We start from the raw sequence: 23970 nt of genomic DNA, 5'->3' as shown, positions 1-23970 counted from the left end.
CGCATGAAAATCAAAGCGGCGTTGTTGCGTAACGTAGGGGTGCCCGGCCCTTATGCCCAGACCCGGCCCCTGACCATCACCGAGGTCGACCTGGACCCGCCCGGCACGGGCGAGGTGCTGGTGCGCATCAAGGCGGCCGGGCTGTGCCATTCCGACCTGTCGGTCATCAACGGCGACCGCCCGCGCGGCGTGCCCATCGTGTTGGGGCACGAGTCGTCCGGCGAAGTGGTCGAAACCGGCCCCGGCGTCACCGACCTGAAACCCGGCGACCACGTGGCCATGGTGTTCGTGCCCAGCTGCGGCTGCTGCAATCCCTGCATGGAAGGCCGCCCCGCACTGTGCGAACCCGGCGCGGCCGCCAACACGCAAGGCACCTTGCTGGGTGGCGACCGCCGCCTGCACATCGGCGACGAATACCTGAACCACCACACCGGCGTGTCCTGCTTCGCGCAATACGCCGTGGTGTCGCGCCGGTCCTGCGTGAAGGTCAACGTTGAACTCAGCCATCGCGAAGCCGCGCTGTTCGGCTGCGCCGTGTTGACGGGCGCGGGCGCGGTGCTGAACCGCGCACGCATCAAGGCAGGCGACACCGCCGCCATCGTCGGGCTGAGCGGCGTGGGCCTGTCTGCCTTGCTGGCGGCGGTGGCGGCCGGTGCGCGCCGCGTGGTCGCCGTTGACCTTAGCGACGAAAAACTGGCGCTGGCCAAAGAGCTGGGCGCCACCCACGTCGTCAACCCCAAGCAGGTCAAGACGGACGATGACTTGTTCGATCTGGCCGGCGGCCGCGTGGACTACGGCTTTGACATGGCGGGCGCCGTGCCCGCCTTTGAAACCGCCTACAAGCTGACCCGGCGCGGCGGCGCGACCGTTACCTCGGGCCTGCCCAACCCCAAGTTCAGCTTCCCGCTATCGCTCTCGCAGATGGTCGGCGAAGAGCGCGACATACGCGGCAGCTACCTGGGTTCCGGCGTACCCGCCATCGACATCGGCCGCTATATCGACCTGTACAAGGCGGGCCGCCTGCCGGTGGACAGGATGATGGGCAAATCATTTTCGCTGGACCAGATCAACGAGGGGTTCGATCACCTCGCCACCGGCGGCAGCCTGCGCGACGCCATCGTTTTCTAAGGGCATAGACCCGACTACAACACTGGAGAGACAACCATGAAAACCTCAAGACTGGCCGCGCTGTTAGGCGCCACCCTGCTGTCCGGCTTCGCGGCGCTGGCCGGCGCCGCCGACAAGCCAAAAGAACTGAACATCGGCATCTCGACCTTCCTGTCGGGCTCGGCATCGGTGTTCGGCGTGCCGGCGCGCGACGCCGCTGAAATCCTGATCCAGGACATCAACGCGGCAGGCGGCATCGACGGCGTCAAGCTTGTGCCCAGCTACATCGACGAAGGCGGCGGCGGCGAAAAGCTGTTGTCCGAATACCGCCGCCTGGCCGAAGGCGGCACGCGCGTGATGCTGTCGGCTATTTCAAGCGGCCACTGCAACATCGTGGCCCCCGTTGCCGAAGACCTGAAGGTGCTGAACGTGCTGTGGGACTGCGGCACGGAAAAGGCGCTGGAAGGCAAGAAGTACAAGTACGTGGTGCGCACGCAAGCCAACGCCACCACCGAAATGGTCGCGCAGGTGCTGTACCTGATGAAGGTCAAGCCCGACTTCAAGACCATCGCCATCGTCAACCAGGACTACGCCTGGGGCCGCGATTCGCGCGACATTTTCCTGGCCGCGCTGAAGAAGTTCAAGCCCGACGTAAAGGTCGTGGCCGAGATGTTCCCCAAGTTCGGCGCCGCCGACTTCTCCACGGAAATCAGCCGCCTGCAAGCGCTGCGACCCGACGTCATCGTGTCCACGTCATGGGGCGGCGACCTGGACAACTTCGTGCGCCAGGCCTCGCAGCGCAACCTGTTCAAGAACTCTACCTTCGTGCTGTCGCTGGCAGAAAGCTCGCTGGAACGCCTGGGCAACGCCTTGCCCGAAGGCGTCTACGTCGGCGCACGCGGCGATCACTACTTCCTGCACCCGGAAACCAAGGACGATCCGCAGCACCAGGCCTTCGTGAAGAAATTCCACGACAAGACCGGCGCCTATCCGATCTACTCGGTCTACCACATGGTGCAAGCCATCCAGGGCCTGAAAGCAGGCTACGAGAAAGCCATCAAGGACAACAACGGCGCCTGGCCCACCCCGGAACAAGTGGCCGCCGCCATGCACGACGTGTCCTTCAAGGGCTACGGCCGCGAAGTCAAAATGCACCGTGCTGACGGCCAGGGCCTGGAAGCGCAATTGTTCGGCGTGACCAAAAAGAGCGACAAGTACCCGTTCAAGGTGCTGGCCGACATTACGATCGTGCCGGCGGAGCTGGTGACGCCGGGAGTGGAAGACACGTCGATGGGCTGGATTGAAAAGAACCTGACCCCGGATGTCTTGAAAAGCGACCAGATCAAGGTGTATTCGAACTGAGCAAGCTGTGTTGTGTGTGCAGGGACTCCCCCGGCGAGCAATCGTCGGGGTTTTTTTTTGGTTTTTAAGGTGTCAGACTGCATTTTTTATTCAGCAAAACATAGTGCGATGACAGATCGAGAGCCATGGTTCGCATCCCTAGGGAAGAGGGGCGTGCGGTCATTCTTCACAGCGTGGGCCAGATTTGACCCAATCGGGCCAATTTTGACCCACTACAAGCCATTGATTTAATAGCGATACTTTTTTATCGGGTCAGAACTGGCCCGTTTTCTGGGGGAAAACGGCGGTTTCGTAGGGATTCCGATCAGAGAGCTCCGTCGTAAGTGTCTTAGCCGCATGGCAAGCCATTGATTTCATGGAGCTTATTGACAGGACGTGACGCTCGGCATGGATGTTGCATGAGTCCGGCTAGCGCTTCCTTCGGAAGCCCCCCGGCCGCCATGGCCGACACGACGACGGAGCCCGTCATGCCTACCCCCGCAACGTTTTGCATTGCCAGCAAGAGCCTTGGCCTTCGAGTGTTCGCATGACGCTCAGCCAATCGCTTATCGACATCGTCGAAGAAACTTTGCCGCTGCCATCCGGCGGTTGCAACGCCTGCGAACGCAACGGCGTGCCGATTCTGCTGCTGCGCCCGGCGGTGGTGGTCAAGAGCCCGTTCTTACATGCGCGCGGTGCGCTGTCGCATCCTGGTCTGCAAGAATCGCTGCGCATCATGCGCAAGGGCTATGTGTATGTGCTGCTGGACCGCAGGGTATGGCATGCCTATCAAGTGACCGATGCGGGCCATATGCGGCATTTCAATCCCTACGAGATGGCGCGCGACGAGCCTGCTCCGCTGGCCGAGCGCTGCGTTCAGGCCGCCCACGACTTGCCCGCGTCGTTCATCGGTATCGACATTGATAAGTACAAGCTCGCCTGGATCGCGTATTCGCAAGACCCTTGGCCGACGGCGGTGCTGGATGCGTACAAGTCAGGCGACGGTTTGAATGCCAATTACCCGCTACGGTTTGTCATCGTGGATCTGCCCAAGTTGCGGGACGATCCCACGGCGGGTGGCACCGCGCTGGCGCTGGAACATGTGCATCCGTTGAACAAACACGTGGCGGAGTATGTCAGCGGTGTCGACGACTTCGGCAGTGTTCACGGCTGGTCATCGCGCGTGACGCAAGCCACGGGCATGCGTAACTACCTGACGCTGATGGAACGGCAGCACCGCTTGCCGCAAGGCGTGACCGGGCTGGTTCTGCCCGACCCGATCGGCATGGCCGAAGAACTCAACAACGTCCGCCTGGCCGCCTATACGCAGAAGCGCTTGTGGTCCGAAGAGCCGACTCGCCGCTATGCCTACCTGACCTCGCAATGCCTGCTGGCGATTCAACAGATGTACGCCGTGCAGGCCGACGCCGAGACAATGGATAGCCCGACACCCTTGCTCGACATCATGCCCAGCGAGTCCGGCACGCCACCCGTGTTCTGGGACCCCGCGCGTGAACGGCAAGAGCGCGTGCAGGCCAAGATCACCGATCGCGTTGAACGATTGAAAGAACGCTACTGGGAAACCAATCCCCCCGCCGAACCGCGCCGCCATGGCCGGGCGAGCTTTCAGTCGCGGTATGACCGCGACATCAAGCGGTTTGAAAAAGATATCGATGCGTATGGCAAGGATTGGGCGCAGGTAGTGGGTAGCGCGGCGTGGAAGCGCATCGTAGCAATGGACTATTCCGATACCGATGAACGGTCGCGTCTGCTGCGCTTGATTACGGTTGGTGCGTGTTTGGACGGCGGGATCACCGATGCGATGCCTGCGCCTGATGCCGCGTCGGCGGAGCCTGAAACGCTGGGGCCTACCAGCACCGCGTGGCAGTCGTTGCTAAGCGATCCCGACAGCGCCGGCTATCTGGCCTTGAACGGCCATCAAACCTTTTTGCAAACCACCTTTATCCCGCTGTTCGGCGCCGGGGCGGTTGCCAACGACGCCGGAAAAAAATACTTCGACGCCGTCAAGGGCATCATCAGCAGCAAAGAAATCGGTGCATGGCGAGAAGGCCGTGCGGCAGACGCCGCCGACCAACTGCTGACCGCCATGCACGGCGCCAGCAAGCGCCTGAATCAACATTTGAGCGCCGGTTCCAAAGCCGCCGTCGATGCGGTTCACGTGGGCGGTGCGTGGCTGTACCGCAAGGCGCAGATGACGCAGGTGGTGATTCAACTCACGGTGGGGGAACTGCTGTCCATCTGCGCCGAAGAGCTGCAACGCGTCGGCGAGCCCCTGCAACAAGACGCCAGCCGGCGCGTGCGCGCGTTTGTGTTCGCCGGCTTGATCAGCATCCCGGACCCGGCGGTGCGCAATACGCTGATTGACGTGTCGTTGTGGATGGAAGGCAGCGCGGAAGACATCCGGAAGCGAATCAACGCCTTTGAGAAAGTAGCCGGTGATCCAGTAGAAAATGTGGCGCGCCAGGTGGAAGGTGTGGTCCGTCAAGCGGAAGATGCGGCGCGCAAGGCGTCGCATGGCGCGATGCGAAAGATCTCGGTCGGCATGAAGAACCTGGAAGCCCCGGCGGCGCAACTGCTAAAGGGTTTGGAGTTAAGCGCGGCCCACGCGCAGGAGTTCGCGAAGAATGGGCTGACGAGTCTGAAGCGATTGTCTGTCGGGTCCGGCTATGGAGCGCTATCGCTGGTCAGTTTGTATTTCCTGCATGACAGCGTGCGTACCAGCCTGGAGGCGGCGCGGGAGACTGTCGGTGCAAGGCATCCGGAAGCGATGGCCGCGTTGTATGGGGCAGGGGTGGGGCTGCTGGGGGCGGGTGTGGAGGCGGGTGGGTTGACGCTGAGAATTGGCGCGGAAAGTGTGCAGCCGTTCATGCGACGGGTGGCGGCAGCGGAGGGCGGTGCTGTGACGCGGGCGATCGGGATGGGGAAGACGCTGATCAAGGCGGGAGGGGTAATCGCGGCGTTGGGCGGGGTGGCGGATGGGGTGGGGAGTTTTGAAGCAATGGGGCGGACGGAGAGATTGGGCGACCATCAGGCGGCGGGCTTCTACTTCACTAGCGGAGCTTTGTCATGGTTGGGGGCCGCATTCTCCGCATATGGGGCGGCGACGTCAGGAGCGCTGCTAGGCCCGCTAGGTGTAGGGATAGGATTGATGCTGCTGGCATTCGGCACGTTGAATGTTGCAAAGTCCAAGGAGTCTTCCAGCCTGGAGTTATGGGCGCGGCGATCCTATTTTGGGCAGGGTGTTTCTAAACAACGCTGGGATAGTCCCGATCAAATGGATGCTGCCGTCTCCGCATTGAATGCGGCAGTAATTGGCATGGAGGCAGAACTCGGTTTTGACTCGGCCAAGCGTCCTATCGAACCTGATCTGTTAATAACGATGGATATCCTTTTGATCAAGGAAACAGGAGGAATTGAGACAGGAACCGAGTTGCGCTATCGAATTGTTCTTCCCGGCTTCGACCCCCTTCGATCGCGTTACGAGTTCACGCTATCCATTGATCGGTTTGGGTTGGCGAAGGGGAGGCGGACGCCTGCAATCACATCCGCGGTACTCGCTGCTTGCTCTCACAACAGCCCGCTTCGCGCGCCCATCCTGGACGAAGTTCGAGACTTGAAGCCAAACGATCAACGCATGCCGCACGGAGAGAGCCCAGTCTTAAGTTGCAGATACTGGCTTGAGCCGCTGCATTCCATCAAGTCTGCAGTAATCGAGATCCGCTACTGGCCGGACAAGGACGATGTGGCCGGCTACGCGAGTCTTAGCGTGACGGAGGACGCGTCATGATCAAGCCCCAGCTCAATCCGCCATGCGCCGGTTGGAAGCGTGATCTTCCGGGTCCGAACGAGCCGCCGGAAGTGGCTCCGACGCTGCGCGAATGCGCCCCGAACTATCTGGACGACACGTATCTGGAACTTTCTCGACGATCTTCGGCGGTGAGAGGCCTGCTCGTGCTGACACCGGTTTTCTTGTGCCCCCTGCTGTTTGGTCTCGTTTTCCGTATATCTGATGCAATAGGACACGCAATCAATTCGGGACCTAGCCAGTCATGGACAGGTTTAATAATTTGGATGTGCGCGACTTTTTTGATCGGATGGTATTCGGTCTTTCTCTTTGTGAAGGCTGATGTTCTGCCCCCACGCGACCTCCCCATCCGCTTCAACCGCGCCCGCCGCCGCATCTACGTCTACGGCTTCCACATGGTCTGGTGGAACCCGTTCACCCGCTGGTACGTCACCACCGCCAGCTACCCCTGGGACGACGTGCGCGCCGAACTCTGGGAGCAATGGGGCGTCACCTCCGGCGGGGGCTTGATGATCAAGTGGGGCGTGTCCCTCGCCATCGTCAAACCCGGTACCAACGACGTCATCGAACGCTTCCACCTCAGCACCTACAACCACGACCTGGACAACCTCTGGGCCTACGTCTGCACCTATATGCAGCAAGGCCCGCAAGCCTTGCCGCCGTGCGACATCGAACCGCGCGATGCGAACGATGTGCCGGCGTACAACCTGGCATTGCGGTGGGCGCCTCGGGTGGAGTGGCCGGAGGCGATGGATTGGGAGTCGCGATCTAGCGAATATTCGCGTGGGTTGGAGGGCAGGGGAGAAGGGCGGTGATGAGATCAATCACGATTGCGCCTGACAGGGATGACCTTAACAGCTACGTCCGCATCAGCATGACGGAGGAAGCGTAATGCCCAGATCGATGCTCAATCCTTCCTGCGCCGGTTGGAAGCGTGATCTTCCGGGTCCGAACGAGCCGCCGGAAGTGGCTCCGGCGCTGCGCGAATGCGCCCCGAACTATCACTTTGGGACCTAGCCAGTCTAGGATAGGTTTAATAATTTGGATGTGCGAGGCAAGCGTCTGGGCTACCCCCGCCCCACCGGCAAGGCCGCCACCGCCTCCCTGAAATTCGGAAACTCCTTCAAATACTCCGCGTTCCCTTCCACCCGCCTCACCACTCTTTCATCCACCGTCAGATTCAACACGGTCTCGCCGTCCCAAACCCGCGCTTGCTTCTTCACATGAATCAGCACCTTCTCGGTGAACTCCTTGTACGAGTCGTGCGGATTGCACTGGTCATAGTCGGTGGAGATGCGCTGCGCGGTGCCGGCTTCCAACCCCACCTGCCGCGCCTTTTCCTGGATCCACGCTGCCGGTAGTGTCTGCAAACTCCCGTCGCGATATCCTCCGCCGATATCCGAGTGCGCGCCGATGAACCAGCGCTGTTCAACCGGCCTGTCCGGCGGGCGCGGTTCGGATGTTGCCAGCCTTGTCCATAGCGTTGGGAAATACGGCTCGCGGTATTCGTTCGTTGCGATGGCGTGATAGGCGTTGCGGACGTGGTTGCTCAGTTCGGTGTCGTGGAAGTTATAGAACTTTGAAAACCCGGGAAACGAAATGCCGCCGACGGGTATGCCCAGGCTGCCCACCGTGTCCCAGACGCCGACGAAATGCAGGTCGGTGTCGCGCGAGAACTGAGCGCGAAACGAAATGGCGTCGATGGACGAGGGCAGGCACTCATCGCGGTAAAGCGCGTACGCTTCGGCGACGTTGTCGTCTGTGGGGTTTTTAAGCAGCCCGCATTTGCGCACCATGCCGGCCAGGCTGCGTGCCGAGTACGCGCCACGGCTGAAGCCGAACAGGAAAATGTGGTCCCCTGGTTCCTGGCGTTGGCACAGCCATCGGTAGCCCTGGCGGATATTGGCGGACAGGCCGGCGCCGAATGCGCCGCCCAGGAATTTGTCGATGGCGGCCCACAGGCCTTGGCCTTGCGTGCCGACGCCTTCGATGTACAAGGTTTCCTGCGTGCTGGTTTCGGGCGCGGCTTTGTAAAGCTCGTAGGCGTTGGTGCGGTCGTTGGGTTCGTTCCACGTACCGTCAAAGAAGATGGCCAGATTCTTCTGCATGCTCGGCTCCCCACAGATCGAGTCTTGCGATACATCTGCTGCTGGCTGGGATGACGCCCGCGTGAGGCACGCTATCACGCGGGTTACGCGTTTGCCGCCCGCGTGGTTTCCCTGCTGGCGGCATGTACACCGCTTTTTTTACTAACCGACTGGGCATAAAAAAGCCTGCGCCGGGGTGACGGCGCAGGCGAATCCCGAAGGCGGGATGGTCGAACTAGATAATGTGTAGCAATCCGAGTCCTAAAGGATGGTATCCGCGCAGAAGCGGTTGGTAGCGGAAGCGATCAGTTGATCGTCACAACTCCAACACCACCTTCCCACCGCCACACGAGCGTGAGCAGCACGCCATCATCTTGTTGTTCGCGTCGCGTTCCGCGCGCGTGAGCACGACGTCGCGGTGGTCAATCTGCCCCTCCAGCACGCGCACCTCGCACGATCCGCAGAGGCCTTCTTCGCAGTCGCTCTGCACGTCGATATTGGCGCCGCGCAGCGCGGTCAACAAGGTCTGATCGGCGGGCACGTTGATGACGATGCCCGAGTCCTTAAGCACGACTTCAAATGGCTGTTCCTTGGACGGGTCCAGCGTGCCCAGGGTGGAATGAAAATGCTCCACGCGCAGCGCATCTTCCGGCCACGCGGCGCAGCACGCCGCCAAGCCATCCAGCAAGCCTTGCGGGCCGCACGCATAAATCTGCGTGCCGGCATCCGGCTGGGACAACAGCGCCGCGTAATCCGCGCGGGTGCCTTCGTCTTTAACATGAACATGCAGGCGGTCGCCGTGCAACGCGACAAGTTCGTCCAGCATCGCCATGCAGCTGCGTGACCGCCCGCTGTAATGCAGTTGGTAATCCAGGCCCAGTTCCTTGGCGCGCCGCGCCATGGCGCTGATGGGGGTGATGCCGATGCCGCCGGCAATCAAGATCAGCTTGTCGGCCGCTTCGTTCATGCGGAAGTGATTGCGCGGCCCACGGATGCGCAAGCGTGCGCCGACCACCGCGTTGGCGTGCATCCATGCGGAGCCGCCTCGGCCTTCCGTTTCCTTCAGCACGGCAATTTCAAATACACCGGCTTCCGAAGGATCACCGCACAAGGAATATTGACGCGACAAGCCCGTGTCGCCGCATTCCACATCAATGTGCGAGCCTGGCGTCCAGCGCGGCAGCGGCTTGCCATCCGGCGACACCAGGCGCAGGCGCAGGATGCCGTCAGCGGCTTCGACTGCGCTTTGCACGACGACGGGCCGCGTGATGGCGTGCGACGAGGGCTCGCCGATGCGCACGGGGTGCTGATCATTCAGCAATTCCGGCGACGCCAGTTCCGGATTCTGCTTCGGGTCCCACTCCACCCACAGGTGCTCCGGCCCACGAAACGAGGTGTTGGGCACATAGGTAAACGCCTGTTCCGACAGCTTCATATGCGGCAGGCGGCGGGTGAGTTCTTCCAGGAAGATCTGCATTTCCATGCGGGCCAGGTTCTTGCCCATGCATTGGTGCGAGCCGTAGCCGAAGGTGAGTTGGTCGCTGGCGTTTTCGCGGCGGATGTCGAAGAGGTCGGCGTCGTTGAACTGGCCTTCGTCGTGGTTGGCGGACGACGTGACGATCAGCAGCTTGGAGCCTGCCGGAATCGGCACACCGGCGATTTCGACGTCGCGCGTGGCCAGGCGGCGCCACGCGGCGACGGATCCGTTATGGCGCAGGCATTCTTCGACGGCGTTGGGAATCAGGTCGGGGTCTTCGCAGATTTCGCGCCAGGCGTCGGGGTGTTGCAGCAGCAGCTTGATGGCGTTGGCCGATGCGTTGGCGGTGGTTTCGTGGGCGGCGACGATGCCGGCCATCATCATGGAATGCAGATAGGAATCGGTGACGACATCGGGATGCGTCTGCTGCTTGCGCAGGCCGTATTGCATCCAACCGGGGCCGGACGGGTCCTGGCGCATCTTGTCCAGGATCTTGCCGGCCAGCTGCCAGAAGTTGCCCACGGCATGCGCCACGGCCACTTGTTCTTCGGGCTTGGGGCGGCCCCAGGTGTTGACCGTGTGCGCGATGGAATATTGGCGCAGCAGCTCCATGTCTTCTTCGGGCACGCCAAGGAAATGCAGCGCCACGGTCAGCGGCACTTCCCACAGCATCTGGTCGACGAGATCGGCGCGGCCGTCGTTGATGAAGCGGTCGACGTATTCGCGGGTCAGGCGGCGCACCATGGGCTCGTGGTGCTTGAGCTCTTCGGGCGTGAACGGGTCCATCAGCACGCGGCGGCGCGGCATGTGGGCGGGCTCGTCTTCGTTGACCAGCGTGCGGTTCATGGCGTAGCCGTACGACGCCAGCACGGCGTTGGCCTCGGGGCCGGTGGGGGTGATTTTTTCCAGCGCGATGGACGGGCTGAAGGTGATGTTGTCGCGAAAAATCGCCTTGATGTCTTCGTAGCGGGTCACCACCCAGTAGCCCAGCTTGGGGCTGTAGAACACGGGTTCCTGCTCGCGCGCCCAGCGCACGTATTCGGGCGGGTCTTGCTGATAGCCATCGCCAAAGGGGTCGAACTCGGCCGCGCGCGGGCTGACGGGGCACCCGGTTGGGCTTTGCATCGCGGCCAGCGCCGCGTGATCGATGGGACAGCCCGACGGGCGCGAGGAAGAGGGCGATTGGCTCATGATGCTTTCCGTGTATTCGTGATGCATCGGCCTGCCGCGTGGGCGGCAGGCCGCGGGTGGTGATGGCTGCGCTTAGTCCAGCGTGATCTTCAGATCGCTGATCAGCTTTTGCCAGCGGGCTCGTTCGCCTTTCAGCATGTCGGCGTATTCGGCGGGCGTGTTGCCGACCGGCTCGATGCCGAATTCCACCAGGCGCTGGCGCGTGGCCGGGTCGTTGATGGTGGCGACCACCTGCTTGTTCAGCGCATCGATGACGGCGGGCGGCGTACCCGCCGGCACCACGACGCCCACCTGCGCGGCGGCCTCGACGTTCTTCAGGCCGATCTCGGCAAACGTCGGCACGTTGGGCAATTGCGGCAGGCGCGTGGGGTTCGCAACGGCCAGCGCGCGCACTTTGCCGCCGTTGATGAAGCCCGCGCCGGCCGCCAGGTCGACCATCATGGCGGGGATCTGGCCGCCCGCCACGTCAGCCAGCGCGGGCGATGCGCCGCGATACGGCACGTGGGTCATGGTCAGGCCGCTTTCGACTTTCAGCAGTTCCATGGCCAGGTGGTGCGGGCTGCCCGCGCCAGCGGAACCGTAGTCCAGGCCTTCCTTGCGTGACTTGGCCTCGGCCAAAAATTCCTGCACGGTGTTGACCTTCATGGACGGGCCCACCACCAGGATCATGGGAAAGCGGCCCATCAGCGTGACGGGCGCCAGGTCCTTGACCGGGTCATACGACAGCTTCTTGTACAGCGCCGGGTTGAACACCAGCGTGCCGTTGTCGGCGGACAGCATGGTGTAGCCGTCGGCCGGGGCGCGCGCGGTTTCCGAGGCGGCAATCGCGGTGTTGCCACCGGGTTTGTTCTCGATGACGACGGGTTGGCCCAGGCGGCCGGTCAGGCCCTGGCCGATGCTGCGGGCCAGGAAGTCGGACCCGCCGCCCGCCGCGTACGGCACCACCCAGCGCACGGGTTTGGACGGGTAGTTGGCCGGTGCGGTTTGGGCAAACGCGCTGGCACAGGCCAGCAGGGGCAGGGCCAAAAGGCCGGCAAGCAGGGGGTGTTTCAGGGCGCGCATAGGCTGTCTCCGTATTGGGATGACCTGATGGCATCCCTTCTTTTGCGTAAATCATATACGCAATGCGTAATTTTTCAAGAAGGGTTAACCTTGGATCCGCGCCGGCAGGCCCCCAGCCGCCCCGCGCGCCCGCATTCGCCAGGAATCACCGCTGATATGACCCCATCCAAGCCGTCCAAGAAGATGCCCGCCAAGTCCGCCCGGACGTTCGACGAGGTTGCCCCCAAGGCGTCGACAAAGGCGTCGACAAAGGTGTCCACGAAGGCATCCACCAAGGCGTCCACGAAGGCATCCACCAAGGCGTCCACCAAGGCATCCACGAATGCGGATGTGAATCCAGAAATGATGGGCGCCCGCCCGCTCGAAAGGCGCCAGCGCGTGCAGGCCGCCGAGACCGGCATGGTGGTGTTGAAAGGCCTGGCCCGAATGGGCGGGCGCGCAAGCCTGACCGCGCTGGCCGCGCACGTGGACGAAAGCCCCGCCAAGGTGCACCGCTACCTGATGAGCCTGATCGCCGAGGGCCTGGTGGACCAGGAAGTGGCCACGCAGCAGTACCACCTTGGCCTGGAAGCGCTGATGGTGGGCGTGGCCGCCATGCGCCAGGCGGACCCGTTGCGCATCAGCGAACCCGTGTTGATCCGGCTGCGCGAAAGCCTGGCGGTGACGTGCTTCATCGCCGTGATGGGCAACAAGGGCCCGACCATCGTGCGCTTCGAGGAACCGGCGCTGCCCGTCACGGTGAACGTGCGCGTGGGCTCGGTACTGTCGATGCTGTGGTCCGCGACCGGACGCGCGTTTCTGGGCGCTTTGGACGAAGCCCCGATCCAGCGGATGGCCCTGGCGGAACTGGCCGAGGCGCCCGACGATTTGCGCGCCTTGCTGGACCGCGACGATCCCATCGGTGGGCTGCGGCGTCAGGTGCAAGCGGCCGGCTGCGCCACGGTCAAGGATACGAACCTGCGCGGCATCAGCGCCGTGTCGGCGCCCCTGTATGACCACACGGGCCGGCCCTGCGCGGTGTTGACGGCGCTGGGCGCGACGGGTGGCTTTGATGTGTCGCCCAACGGCAAGGTGGTGGCGGCGGTAAAAAAAGAAGCCGCGGCCGCCAGCGCGGCGTTGGGTTACGTGGCGTAGCCCTGCGCAAAGCAGATATGCGATACCGCGCATAGCGCCGCCCCGGCCCGCCGCATACCATGCTTCAAACACAAAAATCACAAGGTTTGGAGACGGTATGAAGATCGCAAGGGCGCTGACCTCGGTCGGCCTGTGGCTGCGGGTGGGGGCGGCGGTATCCGCCGTCGGGATGATGGGGCCGGCCGTGGCGGGCGCCTATCCTGACCACTCCATCCGGATGGTGGTGCCGTTTCCGGCGGGCGGCGCAACCGATCTGATGGCGCGCGCGCTGGCGCAGGGGCTGGGCGACAAGCTGGGCCAAGCCATCGTGGTGGAAAACCGGGGTGGCGCGGGGGGCACGATCGGCGCGGAAGCCGTGGCCAGCGCGGCGCCTGACGGCTACACGCTGCTGTACTCGACGATGGGCGTGCTGACCATCAACCCGTCGCTGTACCCCAAGCTGCGCTACGACCCGCAAAAGAGCTTCGCCCCGATCTCGATGACCAACCTGACGTCGAATCTGCTGGTGGTCAATTCCGATCTGAAAGTGAATTCCGTGGCGGAACTGGCGGCGCTGGCGAAGGCGCGGCCGGGCGAACTGACGTTCAGCTCATCGGGCAACGGCACGACCAGCCATCTGGCCGGCGAAATGTTCAAGTCCACGGCGGGTGTGGACATCCGCCATATCCCGTACAAGGGCACGTCGGGCGCCATCAACGATTTCCTGGCGGGCCGGATATCGATGATGATCGACACGTCATCCAACTTCATCGAACAGGTCAAGCTGGGCAAGGTGCGCGCGCTGGGCGTGACCAGCCGCCAGCGCTTGCCGGTGCTGCCCGATGTGCCGTCGATTTCAGAAACGCCGGGCTTTGAGTCGTACGAAGTCAGCCTGTGGTCAGGTGTGCTGGCGCCTGCCGGTACGCCGCGCGCGGTGATCGACAAGCTGAACCAGGACATCGCGGCGGTGATGACGTCACCGCAAATGGTCGAGCGCATGGCGGCCTACGGCATTCAGACCACGCACAGCACGCCCGAAGCGTTTGCCGCGCAGATCAAGACGGACACGGCGAAGTGGGCCAAGGTGATCGAGCAGTCCGGCGCCAAGTCGGACTGATTGCGAGACGGCCATGGGCGCGCGCTTGACCGCCCTTCAACGGGAAATTCCATGACATCGATGAATCCGTTTCGCTTGGCCAAAGCGGCCATGGTGGCGGCGCTGGCTGCACTGCTGATGCCGGCCGCCCAAGCCGCGTCTTATCCTGACCGCCCCTTGACGCTGGTGAATCCGTACGCGGCGGGCGGCCCGGCCGACGTGGTGGCGCGCAGTCTGGGCCGCGCACTGGAAAAGCGGCTGGGCCAACCGGTGGTGGTGGAAAACAAACCAGGCGGCGGCGCGTCCATCGGCACGGGCTTTGTGGCCCGCGCCAAGCCGGACGGCTACACCTTGCTGCTGGGCACGTCGGCCGGCCACGTGGTGACGCCGCTGATGCAAAAGACGCCCTACGACGGGGTGGACGGCTTCGCGTTTTGTTCGGTGGTGGCCGTGCAGCCCATCATGCTGGTGGTGAACCCGGCGCGTGGCATCACCACGGTTGCGCAATTGGTGGAACGCGCCAAGGCCGAACCGGGCAAGCTCAGCTACGGGTCGGCCGGCGTGGGCGGCGCCACGCATCTGGGCGCGGAACAGTTCCAGCAGGCTGCGCACGTGCAGCTCAATCACATTCCCTACGCCGGCGCATCGCCCGCCATCAACGATGTGGTGGGCGGCCAGATCGACCTGGCCATGCTGAACCTGTCGGCCAGCCTGCCGTTCATTCGCCAAGGGCGGCTGGTGGCGTTGGCGTACGCAGCCGACAAGCGTTCGCCGCTGTTGCCCAACGTGCCCACGCTGGCCGAAGCCGGCGTGGCGGGCGCTGAGGCCGCTACGTGGTACAGCCTGGCCGCGCCCGCCGGCACGCCGCCCGACATCGTGCAGCGCCTGAGCAGCGCCGTGCAGGCCGTGAACGACGACCCGGAATACCGGCGCGTGATGCAAGAGCAGGCGATAGAGCTGATGTCCTTATCGCCCGCCGAGGCCGACGCCTACGTGCGCCGTGATCGCGCCGACATGCAGCGGTTGCTGGGCTCGTTAGGGCTGCTGGCAAAATGAAAAACCTTCGTAACGCCGCCGCAGGGCGATGCCGCCATGAATTTTGATTTCAGCCAACTGGCGTCCGCCGATGCGTTCAAGCTGCTGTCCAGCGTGGTCGTGCCACGGCCTATTGCCTGGGTGGTGACCCAGTCCGCGCGCGGCGATCTGAACGCCGCGCCGTTTTCGTTTTTCAACGTGGTCAGCAGTGACCCGCCCATCGTGGCGCTGGGCATCGGCCCGCGCGCGGGGCAGTGGAAGGATTCGTCGCGCAACATCATGGACACGGGTGAATTCGTGATCAACGTGGTGTCCAGGGAATTGGCCCGGCAGATGAACCAGACCAGCCTGGATTACGACGCCAGCGTTGACGAGCTGGCCCGCGTGGGGCTGTCCACGCAGCCATCGACGCTGGTCGCGCCGCCGCGCATCGCGCAAAGCCCGGCAGCGCTGGAATGCGAGGTGTGGCAGGTGATCGAGGCCGCGCCGCATCGCGTGATCGTGTTGGCGCGCGTGGTGGGCATGTATCTGCGCGACGACGCGTTGCTGAACCGCGATCGCTTTCATGTGGACACGCCCGCGTTGGGCTTGCTGGGCCGCATGCATGGCGCGGGTTGGTACGCGCACACAAGTGATTTGTTCCAGATGCTGGCGCCCACCGCGGCCAACGACCCGTCGGTGCTGCCCGCGCAAGGGCATTGATGCGCGCCCCGTCGCGCAACCCCAAGGAGAACCACGATGAAGTTGCATTGGTCGCCCAGGTCGCCGTTTGTGCGAAAGGTGATGATCGTTTTATACGAAGGTGGTATTGAAGACCGCGTGCAGTTGGTGCGCACGCCCGTCGCAATGGACAAGCCCAATCTGGATCTGGTGGTGGACAATCCGCTGATCAAGCTGCCCACGTTGGTGTTGGAAGATGGCACGGCCTTGTACGACTCGCGCGTCATCTGCGCGTATCTGGATGGGCTGACGGGCGGTCGGCTGATGCCTGGCGATGCCACGGCGCGGCTCGTGGCCGAGCGCCGGCAGGCGCTGGGCGATGGGTTTCTGGACGCGTTGTTGCTGTACCGCCAAGAGCGCAACAAGCCTGTGGAAAAGCAGACAGCGGCTTGGCTGGACGCGTTTGCGCTGAAGGTGCGTGCCGTGCTGGCCGCGCTGGAAGCCGAGACGCCCGCGTTGTCGGCCACCGGCTTCGACCTGGGGGTGATTGCCATCGGTTGCGCGCTGTCGTACATGGATTATCGTTTTCCGGATATCGATTGGCGCAGTAGCCACCCCAAGCTTGCCGCCTGGCATCAAGGCTTTTGCGCGCGCCCGTCGGTGGCGCGCAGCCAGCCGGATGAAACGCCGTGAACGCGCCGTATCGAACGTGGCCCGATGATGCGCGGGTCGTTGCGTGCATCGTTGCCTGCGTCGTTGCACGCGGCGCGTCCGACTGGGCGCCGCGCCACAAACTGAACCGAGGATGATGATGAGCCGTATCCCGCTGCCTTCCCCCGAGAGCATGACCGAGGACCAGAAACGCGTGTACGAGAAGATCGTCTCGGGCCCGCGCGGGCGCCTTGTGGGCCCGCTGCGCGCGGCGCTGCACAGCCCCGAACTTGCCGAACGCTGGCAGGCGTTGGGCGCCTTGCTGCGCTTTGGCACCAGCCTGCCGCCGCGTGTCAGCGAGTTGGCCATTGTGGTGACGGCACGCCGCTGGAACAGCCAGATCGAATGGCATATCCACGCGCAGGCAGCGCGCGCGGCCGGCATTGCAGACGCCGTGCTGGACGCCATCCAGGCGCGGGAGATGCCGCGGTTCGACACGCGCGACGATGAAGTCGTCTACGAGTTCTCGCGCCAGTTGCAGGAAACCGGCCAGGTCGATCCCGACCTCTATGCCGAAGCGGTAGCGCGATGGCAGGCGGTGGGCGTGGTGGAGCTGACGGCGGTGATCGGCTATTACACCATGGTGTCCATGACGTTGAACGCACACGACATCCCGATGCCGGACGACGCGCCCGCGCCGCTGGATATTCCGACGCAAGGCGGCGCGCCGGCCTTGAGCCCATTGGCGGCGCTGCCGCGCAAGGAGCAGCCATGACGTCCGAGATGCCACGCATGCCCGTCACCCCCAGGCACGCGCTACCCGCCTTGGCCTGCGATGCGCATTGCCATGTGTTCGGCCCGTATGACCGCTTTCCCCTGCAACACGCCTCGTCCTATGCCGCGCCGGACGCGCCTGCGCCGCGCTACCTGCGCATGCTGGATACGCTGGGCGCGGCGCGCGGGGTGTTGGTGCAGCCCGCGCCCTATGGCGTGGACCCGGCGGCGTTGTTGGACGCTTTGGCGCAAGGCGGTGAGCGGCTGCGCGGCATCGCGGTGGCCGACCCGTCGGTGACCGATGCGCAGTTGCAGGCGCTGGTGGATGGCGGCGTGCGCGGTCTGCGCTTTCTGGAAGCGCGCGACCCGGCGGGCAATTTGTTTCCCGGCAGCGTGGGCTTTGGGCAGATTGCCGCGATGGCGCCACGCATGAAGCAGTTTGGCCTGCATGCCCAGCTATGGGCGCCTTGTGATGCGTATGTGCAGCATCTGCCGGCGTTGGCTGCGCTGGACGTGCCGATTGTGATCGACCACCTGGGCAGCCTGGTGCCCGCGCGTGGCGAACAGGATGCGGCCTTTCAGCTGCTGCGCGGCTTGCTGGCGGATGGGCGAATCTGGATGAAGCTGACGTTGTGCCGCGTGGGTGCCGCGCCCGACTATGAAAATGCCCGCTACATCCACGACGCCTTCACGGCCGCCAACCCCGATCAGGTGCTGTGGGGATCGGACTGGCCGTTCGTGCGCATGGGCGCGGCCGCGCCGTCGGCCGATGCGCTGGTGGACGTGGCCTATGAATGGCTGGGCAACGACGGCTTGCGCAAGAAGGTATGGGTGGACAACCCGGCGCGTCTGTACGGGTTCGATTGAGCGCGGCAGGCGGACCTGCGGCAGGCGCTCCTGCGGCAGGCGATTCCTTGCCCCTCAAGGTTCCGCGTGCCACACGCCTTCGCCGCCGATTTCCCGCACCAGCGTTTCAATCTGCGCCGCCACTTCCATGACGGTGCGGCCCGGTCCCTTGGACCTGGAAAACGCCATGGAAATGATTCGGCCCATCGTTGGGTCACGAAGCGCCGCGATGCTTAACCGGCCTTCCTGCACCTCTTGCCAGACGGCATGTAGCGGCAGCACGGTGTACATGTTCTCGTGCTCCACAATCGACTTCATCAGCGGCAATGAATCCGCTTCGATCAACGGCGCGATGGTGATCTTGCGCGCTCGCGCCAGGCCGTCCAGCGCATTGCGCAAACCATTCGGCGCGCCCGGCAGGATAAAGGGCAGGCCGTTAAGCTGGTCGAACGTGACTTCGCCCGATGCGGTGCGCGTATCGCCCGCCGCGCCCACCAGATAGGAATCCACGTAGGCCAGCGCCTGCTCGCCCGGCGGGCACTTGTCGCCATAGCGGTACAGGATGGCGATGTCCACGCGGCTGTCCGTCAGCCACTCTTCGATCTGGCCGCTGGAGCCTTCAAGAATCTTCAGGTGCACCTTCGGGAAGTGCTTGCGCAGGCGCGAAAACAAGCGGCGGATCAGCGGATGCGCGGTGGACGGCAACAGCCCCAGCGTGACTTCGCCCGCGGGCTCGCGCGCCTGGCCGTTAAGCTCAAGTTCCAGCCGTTCGGCGTCGCCCAGCAGCGTTTGCACCAAGGGAAACAGCCGCTGGCCCACCTCGGACAAATTCACGCCGCGACCGGTGCGGTTGAACAGCCGCGCGTTGCACTCGCGTTCCAGTGCGTTGATGCGGCGGCTGAGAACGGATTGGTCCTGGTCCAGGTAGAGCGCGGCGCGCGTGATGCTGCCCAACTCCGCAATCGCCAGGAACGCCCTCCATTTGTTCAGGTCGGCAGTCAGGTCCAGGCTTAGCCCGGTGGCTTTGGCGAAAGGCATGATGGCGGGGCGGGGTCGCAGGCAGAAGGAACGGCATAAGCGTACGGCAAAGCGCGTGGCAACGGGTCATTCCAGCCCAAGCTTGCCGCGTCGGATCACGTCGCCCCATTTCTTGGATTCGGTTTCCATCAGCGTGCGGTACTGGTCCGGCGTGCTTGCCGCCGGAATGGCGCCCTGGTCGATCATCTTCTGGCGCAGTTCGGGTTCCGCCAGGGACTGGGCGATGGCCGCCGCCATCTTGTCGACGATGTCCTTGGGCGTGCCGGTGGGCGCGATGATGCCGTAGTTCGATTCCACGATCACGCCGGGAAAGCCCGCCTCGCGGGTGGTGGGCACGTCGGGCAGGCCCTCAAAGCGTTCGGGGCTGGCCACCGCCAGCGCGCGCAGCTTGCCTGCCTTGATGAAGCCCAAGGCGGCAGACGCGTCACCCGGGAACATCTGCACTTCGTTGGACAGCAAGGCCGTCACGGCGGGCGCGGCGCCCTTGTACGGCACGTGCATGATGTCGATGCCCGTTTGCTGCTTCAGCAGTTCGCCGCCCAGATGGGGCGTGGTCACGTTGCCGGCCGAGCCGTAGTTGTATTTGCCCGGATGCTGCTTGGCGCTGGCGACGAAGGCGGCCAGCGTGGTGTCGGGCAGCGACGGGTTCACCATGACCACTTGCGGAATGCGCGCCACCAGCGACACATACTGAATGGTGCTGACGTTGTAAGGCACCTTCATGACGTGCGGCAGGCCGGTGATGGCGCCCGGCACGCCGAAGCCGAACGTGTTGCCGTCCGGCTCGGCGCGCACGGTTGCGTCCACGCCGATGGTGCCGCTGGCGCCCGCCTTGTTTTCGATGACGATGGTTTGCCCCAGCCGCTTGCCCAGCGCGGGTGCCAGCAGGCGGGCCAGGTTGTCCACCGAGCCGCCGGGCGGGTACGGCACGATCAAGCGGATGGGCTGGCTGGGCCAGGGCTGCGCGGCCTGCGCCACGGGCGCCATCGTTGCGGCCAGCAATACCGCGGCCACCGTCAATGCGGGTGCTTTTTTCATTGTCTCTCTCCTGATGGCGCCCAGTCGTGCCGGCGCGATGTTGTTATGCGCCGTCCAGGCCCAGGACCTGTTTGGCGTAGATGTTGCGTTGAATCTCGTTGGTGCCGCTGAAGATGGTGGCGGCCAGTGCGTTGAGGTAGGGCGCCAGCGCCTGCACGCCGCCATTCCCATCCCGATCCCCATCGCCGTAGCCCAGCCGCATGTCGGCGCCGCCGTATTCCTCGGCAATCTGGATCAGCAGCGCGCCCAGTCGTTCATGCGTTTCGGTGGCCCAGATTTTCAGTAGCGACAACGTCGGCGGCAACGGTCGACCGGCCCGGGCCATATCGGCAAACACGCGGTACATGGCGGTCAGGTCGGCGCTGTCCATCCGCAGTTCAGCCAGGCGGTCCGTAAAGGCGGGGTCGGCCAACAGGCCGCGTTGCCGCGCGATGCTGAAGATCTGTTGCAGCGCATGGCTCGCGTGCTTGGGGCTGCCGGAAAACAAGCGTTCAAAGCCCAGCAGTGCCTTGGCGATACCCCAGCCGGCGTTCAGTTCACCCACCAGGTTGGCGCGCGGCACACGCACCTGATCGAAGAACACTTCGCAAAACTCTTCGTGGCCGGACAGCGTGCGGATGGGGCGGCGGCTGATGCCGGGGCTGGCCAGGTCCACCAGCAGGAAGCTGATGCCCGCCTGCTTCTTCACCGTCTTGTCGGTACGCACCAGCATGAACATGTGCGTGGCGTCTTGCGCCAGCGTCGACCATGTCTTTTGCCCGGTCACGATCAGGTCGTCGCCGTCGATCACGGCTTCGCATCGCAGCGCCGCCAGGTCCGATCCTGCGTTGGGTTCGGAATAGCCCTGCGCCCACACGGCCTTGCCCGACAGGATGCCCGGCAGGAAGCGTGCGCGTTGTTCCTCGGTGCCGTAGCGGATCAGGATGGGGCCCAGCATGACCAGGCCCTGGTCGGGTGCGCGCGCCACGCCATGGCGCTCGGCCTCTTCGATGAAGGCGATCTGCCGCGCAGGCGACAAGGCCATGCCGCCATGCTCGCGCGGCCACGATGGTGCAATCCAGCCCTGGCGCGACAGCGTGAAGTACCACGGCTTGATCTCATCCCAATGCAGCCGCCACGGCACATGCCGCAGGTGCTGGGGATAATGCGCGTGAAAAAAGCGGCGCAACAGCGCACGGAAGTCGGCTTCGGGCATGCCGTTCCAGTCGGCGTCGCGGGGAAATTCCCCCGGCGATGACGGCGTGGCGGTGTCGTCAGCCGGGGGCGCGGGCGCATCAGCCAGTGCGCCGTAGCGTTGACGATGCGCGGCGGCGTTGCCCAGCCACGCGGCCAGGTGCAAGGCGCTGCGAAAATACAGGCTGACGTCGCATTCCTCGGTGTAGCCGATGGCGCCGTGCAACTGAATCGCCAGGCGCGTGGCGTCCAGCCCGGCGCGCGCCGCGCGGGCCTTCACCCGGCTGGCGGCAACCTTGCGAGCGGTGGCGACGTCCGGGTCCGTGGCGTCGGCCAATGTCGTTAACGCGTCCTGCAAACTGCTGGCCGCCAACTCCACCTGTAGCGCCGCGTCCACCAGCCGGTGTTGCAGTGCCTGGAACGATGACAGCGGCTTGCCGAATTGCTGGCGCGTGTTCAGGTAGACCACCGTATCGGCCAGCACCTGCCGCGCCACGCCGATCAATTCGGCCGATTGCATCAGGCGGCCGTAATCCAGGGCATGGTCCACGGCGTCCAGCACAGCGTCCTGGGACAGCAGCGCGTCGGCCGGCACGATGGCCGATTCGATGCTCAGGTGGCAGGCGGGCGTGCCGTCCGCGCGCGCATGGGGGCGCACGGTAACGCCGGGCGTGCCGGCGGCCAGGTAGAACAACAGGGTGCCTGCTTCGCTATCGGCCGTTACCAGCCAGCCGTCCACGGCGGCGTCGGCAATGACATGGCGCTTTTCGCCGTTCAAGACATAGGCGCCTTCGCGCGGGGTGGCGCTGACGCCGAACACGCCCGCGGCCTCGCCGGCTTCCAGCTGCCCTTCGGTTTCTTGCCAGGCCAGCGCCATCCTCCGCGTCCCATCGCACACCGCTTGTAGCAGGGTGTCGCGCAAGGGGGAGTCCGGCAGGGGCGTGATTGTCGTGAGCAAGGTTGCGCCCAATACGCCCGCGCCCACCAGCGGCTCGGGCAATTGCGCGCGTCCGGCTTCTTCGATGACGGCGGCCATCGCGTGCCAGCCCAGGCCCAGCCCGCCGAAGGTTTCCGGCACGCTCATGCCGAGCCAGCCGGCGTCGGCGATCTGGCGCCAATAGGCGCGATCGGCGCCGCTTGCCGAGCGCTTGCGCTGGCGCTGGTCGCGGCGCGACAAAAAATCACGCGCGCTGTCGCGTATTTCTTCGATCAAGGCAGGGTCCACGCTGCTCATACGATGCCCTCGGCGTGCAGGCGCGCGATCTCGTCGTCGGACAGCCCCAGTTCGGCGCGCAGCACCTCGGCCGTATGCTCGCCCAGCAGGGGCGGCGGCAAGCCCGGCGCTATCGGTGTCTTGGAAAAATGGATGGGATTGTTGATGACTGGCATGTCGCCCAGTTCAGGATGCGCGATGCGGCCCAGCACTTGGCGGTGTCGTACCTGCGGGTCCTCAAACACCTGGTCCATCGTGTAGATCGGACCGCAGGGCACGTTGGCCGCAGCCAGCGCGTCGTTCCATTCGCCGGCGGTGCGCGCCTGCATGGCCGGCTCGATCAGGCGCGACAACTCGGCTTGCGCGGCGGCGCGTTTGGGGTTGCTGGTAAAACGCGCGTCGTCGGCCAGCGCGGGCAGCCCGATCACCGCGCAGAAGGCGCGAAACTGCGTGTCGTTGCCCACCGCCACCATCAGGTGTCCATCGCGGCAGGCAAACGCGCGAAACGGCGCGGTGATCTGCGAGGCCGACCCCATGCGCGCCGGCACTTGGCCGCTTGCCAGATAGTTCATGCCGATGTGCGACATGGCGGCAATCTGCGCGTCCAGCAAGGCCAGGTCGATATGCTGGCCTACGCCGGAGATCTGGTCCCGATGGTGCAGCGCCGCCAGTATGGCCGCCACCGCGTAAAAGCCCGCCGTGATGTCCGACACGGAATACCCCGCCTTGACCGGCCCCGCGCCGGGTTCGCCATCGGGCACCCCGGTCACGCTCATCAGCCCGCTCATGGATTGAAAGATCGGGTCGTAGCCGGGCAGATGGCTGTACGGGCCGGACTGCCCGAAGCCGGTGATCGAGCAAATCACCAGCCGGGGGTTGACCTTGGACAGCGCGTCGTGATCCAGCCCGTAGCGGCGCAGGTCGCCCGCCTTGAAGTTCTCGATGACGATGTCGGCGCGCTCGGCAAGCCGGCGAACCAGCGCCTGGCCGTCGGGCTTGGAGATATCGATGGTCAGGGATTTCTTGCCCCGGTTCATCGCCACAAACGACGAGGTTTGCCGACTGGGTTCGCCATGGCGATCCGGCATTGGATAGCCCTGGTGCCGGACGTCGTCGCCCCGGCCCGGGCGTTCGACCTTGATGACCTCGGCGCCAAAGTCGGCCAGCATCTGCGCGGCCCACGGCCCGGAGAACACGCGGCTTAAATCCAGGACTTTGACGCCCTCTAATGCTCGGCTCATC

At 64.4% G+C, this 23970-nt stretch carries 18 protein-coding genes; 11 read left to right on the top strand and 7 right to left on the bottom strand.

Features of this window, described 5'->3' with window-relative positions:
- Positions 1–3: 3 nt before the first annotated feature.
- From KYT87_RS25710 to KYT87_RS25695, 4 genes are all read left to right on the top strand, one after another.
- The gene (locus KYT87_RS25710) at positions 4–1128 is read left to right on the top strand and encodes a zinc-dependent alcohol dehydrogenase family protein (protein ID WP_219991169.1); all 1125 of its coding nucleotides are present in this window, start codon (positions 4–6) and stop codon (positions 1126–1128) included.
- Positions 1129–1164: 36 nt separating this feature from the next.
- The gene (locus KYT87_RS25705) at positions 1165–2469 is read left to right on the top strand and encodes an ABC transporter substrate-binding protein (protein ID WP_046807565.1); all 1305 of its coding nucleotides are present in this window, start codon (positions 1165–1167) and stop codon (positions 2467–2469) included.
- Positions 2470–2995: 526 nt separating this feature from the next.
- On the top strand, positions 2996–6256 hold the full coding sequence (locus KYT87_RS25700; protein ID WP_219991168.1) for a T6SS effector BTH_I2691 family protein: 3261 nt from the start codon (positions 2996–2998) through the stop codon (positions 6254–6256).
- Positions 6257–6585: 329 nt separating this feature from the next.
- A complete protein-coding gene (locus tag KYT87_RS25695; protein ID WP_255593562.1) occupies positions 6586–7089 on the top strand; it encodes a DUF6708 domain-containing protein in 504 nt (167 codons plus the stop codon).
- Between the two features lie 252 nt (positions 7090–7341).
- On the opposite strand, the gene KYT87_RS25690 is transcribed toward KYT87_RS25695, so the two are convergent.
- The 3 genes from KYT87_RS25690 to KYT87_RS25680 all read right to left on the bottom strand — a co-directional run bounded on the left by KYT87_RS25690 (position 7342) and on the right by KYT87_RS25680 (position 12091).
- Positions 7342–8382: a DUF2235 domain-containing protein gene (locus KYT87_RS25690; RefSeq protein WP_219991167.1), complete on the bottom strand. Its 1041-nt coding sequence runs from the start codon at positions 8380–8382 to the stop codon at positions 7342–7344.
- 295 nt (positions 8383–8677) lie between these two features.
- Entirely contained in the window at positions 8678–11029 is a 2352-nt protein-coding gene (locus tag KYT87_RS25685) for a cytochrome P450/oxidoreductase (RefSeq protein WP_255593561.1), read from the bottom strand.
- Positions 11030–11101: 72 nt separating this feature from the next.
- Positions 11102–12091 (bottom strand): tripartite tricarboxylate transporter substrate binding protein, encoded by a 990-nt coding sequence (locus KYT87_RS25680; protein ID WP_143215587.1) that lies wholly within the window; start codon positions 12089–12091, stop codon positions 11102–11104.
- Between the two features lie 342 nt (positions 12092–12433).
- On the opposite strand from KYT87_RS25680, the gene KYT87_RS25675 reads away from it, so the two are divergent.
- The 7 genes from KYT87_RS25675 (at position 12434) to KYT87_RS25645 (ending at position 18287) form a co-directional block, all read left to right on the top strand.
- The gene (locus KYT87_RS25675) at positions 12434–13225 is read left to right on the top strand and encodes an IclR family transcriptional regulator (protein WP_219992779.1); all 792 of its coding nucleotides are present in this window, start codon (positions 12434–12436) and stop codon (positions 13223–13225) included.
- A gap of 97 nt (positions 13226–13322) precedes the next feature.
- Positions 13323–14321: a tripartite tricarboxylate transporter substrate binding protein gene (locus tag KYT87_RS25670; RefSeq protein ID WP_046807670.1), complete on the top strand. Its 999-nt coding sequence runs from the start codon at positions 13323–13325 to the stop codon at positions 14319–14321.
- 51 nt (positions 14322–14372) lie between these two features.
- Complete coding sequence (locus KYT87_RS25665) at positions 14373–15356, top strand: tripartite tricarboxylate transporter substrate binding protein (RefSeq protein ID WP_219991165.1); 984 nt, start codon at positions 14373–14375, stop codon at positions 15354–15356.
- 36 nt (positions 15357–15392) lie between these two features.
- A complete protein-coding gene (locus KYT87_RS25660; RefSeq protein ID WP_219991164.1) occupies positions 15393–16037 on the top strand; it encodes a flavin reductase family protein in 645 nt (214 codons plus the stop codon).
- 36 nt (positions 16038–16073) lie between these two features.
- On the top strand, positions 16074–16688 hold the full coding sequence (locus KYT87_RS25655) for a glutathione S-transferase family protein (protein ID WP_219991163.1): 615 nt from the start codon (positions 16074–16076) through the stop codon (positions 16686–16688).
- A gap of 118 nt (positions 16689–16806) precedes the next feature.
- Positions 16807–17421 (top strand): carboxymuconolactone decarboxylase family protein, encoded by a 615-nt coding sequence (locus tag KYT87_RS25650; protein ID WP_219991162.1) that lies wholly within the window; start codon positions 16807–16809, stop codon positions 17419–17421.
- The gene (locus KYT87_RS25645; RefSeq protein ID WP_219991161.1) at positions 17418–18287 is read left to right on the top strand and encodes an amidohydrolase; all 870 of its coding nucleotides are present in this window, start codon (positions 17418–17420) and stop codon (positions 18285–18287) included. The genes KYT87_RS25650 and KYT87_RS25645 overlap by 4 nt, the downstream gene beginning before the upstream one ends.
- Before the next feature lie 54 nt (positions 18288–18341).
- On the opposite strand, the gene KYT87_RS25640 is transcribed toward KYT87_RS25645, so the two are convergent.
- The 4 genes from KYT87_RS25640 to KYT87_RS25625 form a co-directional block, all read right to left on the bottom strand.
- A complete protein-coding gene (locus tag KYT87_RS25640; protein ID WP_046807675.1) occupies positions 18342–19304 on the bottom strand; it encodes a LysR family transcriptional regulator in 963 nt (320 codons plus the stop codon).
- A 66-nt stretch (positions 19305–19370) separates the two neighbouring features.
- Positions 19371–20342, bottom strand: coding sequence for a tripartite tricarboxylate transporter substrate binding protein (locus KYT87_RS25635; protein ID WP_046807676.1), 972 nt, complete (start codon positions 20340–20342; stop codon positions 19371–19373).
- Between the two features lie 43 nt (positions 20343–20385).
- The gene (locus KYT87_RS25630) at positions 20386–22749 is read right to left on the bottom strand and encodes an acyl-CoA dehydrogenase (protein ID WP_219991160.1); all 2364 of its coding nucleotides are present in this window, start codon (positions 22747–22749) and stop codon (positions 20386–20388) included.
- The gene (locus KYT87_RS25625; protein WP_219991159.1) at positions 22746–23969 is read right to left on the bottom strand and encodes a CaiB/BaiF CoA-transferase family protein; all 1224 of its coding nucleotides are present in this window, start codon (positions 23967–23969) and stop codon (positions 22746–22748) included. Before KYT87_RS25625 ends, KYT87_RS25630 begins: the two co-directional genes overlap by 4 nt.
- Between the last annotated feature and the right edge of the window lies 1 nt (position 23970).

The sequence above is a fragment of the Achromobacter sp. ES-001 genome, assembly GCF_019448355.1.
Lineage (GTDB): Bacteria > Pseudomonadota > Gammaproteobacteria > Burkholderiales > Burkholderiaceae_B > Achromobacter > Achromobacter spanius_B.
Note: the sequence above shows the minus strand (reverse complement) of the source record. Positions and strands in the feature narration are given on the sequence as shown.

Coding starts and splice junctions, on each gene's coding strand:
- KYT87_RS25710 (WP_219991169.1), top strand. CDS start 4: ATGAAAATCAAAGCGGCGTTGTTGCGTAACGTAGGGGTGCCCGGCCCT.
- KYT87_RS25655 (WP_219991163.1), top strand. CDS start 16,074: ATGAAGTTGCATTGGTCGCCCAGGTCGCCGTTTGTGCGAAAGGTGATG.
- KYT87_RS25645 (WP_219991161.1), top strand. CDS start 17,418: ATGACGTCCGAGATGCCACGCATGCCCGTCACCCCCAGGCACGCGCTA.
- KYT87_RS25675 (WP_219992779.1), top strand. CDS start 12,434: ATGATGGGCGCCCGCCCGCTCGAAAGGCGCCAGCGCGTGCAGGCCGCC.
- KYT87_RS25635 (WP_046807676.1), bottom strand. CDS start 20,342: ATGAAAAAAGCACCCGCATTGACGGTGGCCGCGGTATTGCTGGCCGCA.
- KYT87_RS25640 (WP_046807675.1), bottom strand. CDS start 19,304: ATGCCTTTCGCCAAAGCCACCGGGCTAAGCCTGGACCTGACTGCCGAC.
- KYT87_RS25660 (WP_219991164.1), top strand. CDS start 15,393: ATGAATTTTGATTTCAGCCAACTGGCGTCCGCCGATGCGTTCAAGCTG.
- KYT87_RS25690 (WP_219991167.1), bottom strand. CDS start 8,382: ATGCAGAAGAATCTGGCCATCTTCTTTGACGGTACGTGGAACGAACCC.
- KYT87_RS25705 (WP_046807565.1), top strand. CDS start 1,165: ATGAAAACCTCAAGACTGGCCGCGCTGTTAGGCGCCACCCTGCTGTCC.
- KYT87_RS25630 (WP_219991160.1), bottom strand. CDS start 22,749: ATGAGCAGCGTGGACCCTGCCTTGATCGAAGAAATACGCGACAGCGCG.
- KYT87_RS25700 (WP_219991168.1), top strand. CDS start 2,996: ATGACGCTCAGCCAATCGCTTATCGACATCGTCGAAGAAACTTTGCCG.
- KYT87_RS25685 (WP_255593561.1), bottom strand. CDS start 11,029: ATGAGCCAATCGCCCTCTTCCTCGCGCCCGTCGGGCTGTCCCATCGAT.
- KYT87_RS25625 (WP_219991159.1), bottom strand. CDS start 23,969: ATGAGCCGAGCATTAGAGGGCGTCAAAGTCCTGGATTTAAGCCGCGTG.
- KYT87_RS25650 (WP_219991162.1), top strand. CDS start 16,807: ATGAGCCGTATCCCGCTGCCTTCCCCCGAGAGCATGACCGAGGACCAG.
- KYT87_RS25670 (WP_046807670.1), top strand. CDS start 13,323: ATGAAGATCGCAAGGGCGCTGACCTCGGTCGGCCTGTGGCTGCGGGTG.
- KYT87_RS25665 (WP_219991165.1), top strand. CDS start 14,373: ATGACATCGATGAATCCGTTTCGCTTGGCCAAAGCGGCCATGGTGGCG.
- KYT87_RS25680 (WP_143215587.1), bottom strand. CDS start 12,091: ATGCGCGCCCTGAAACACCCCCTGCTTGCCGGCCTTTTGGCCCTGCCC.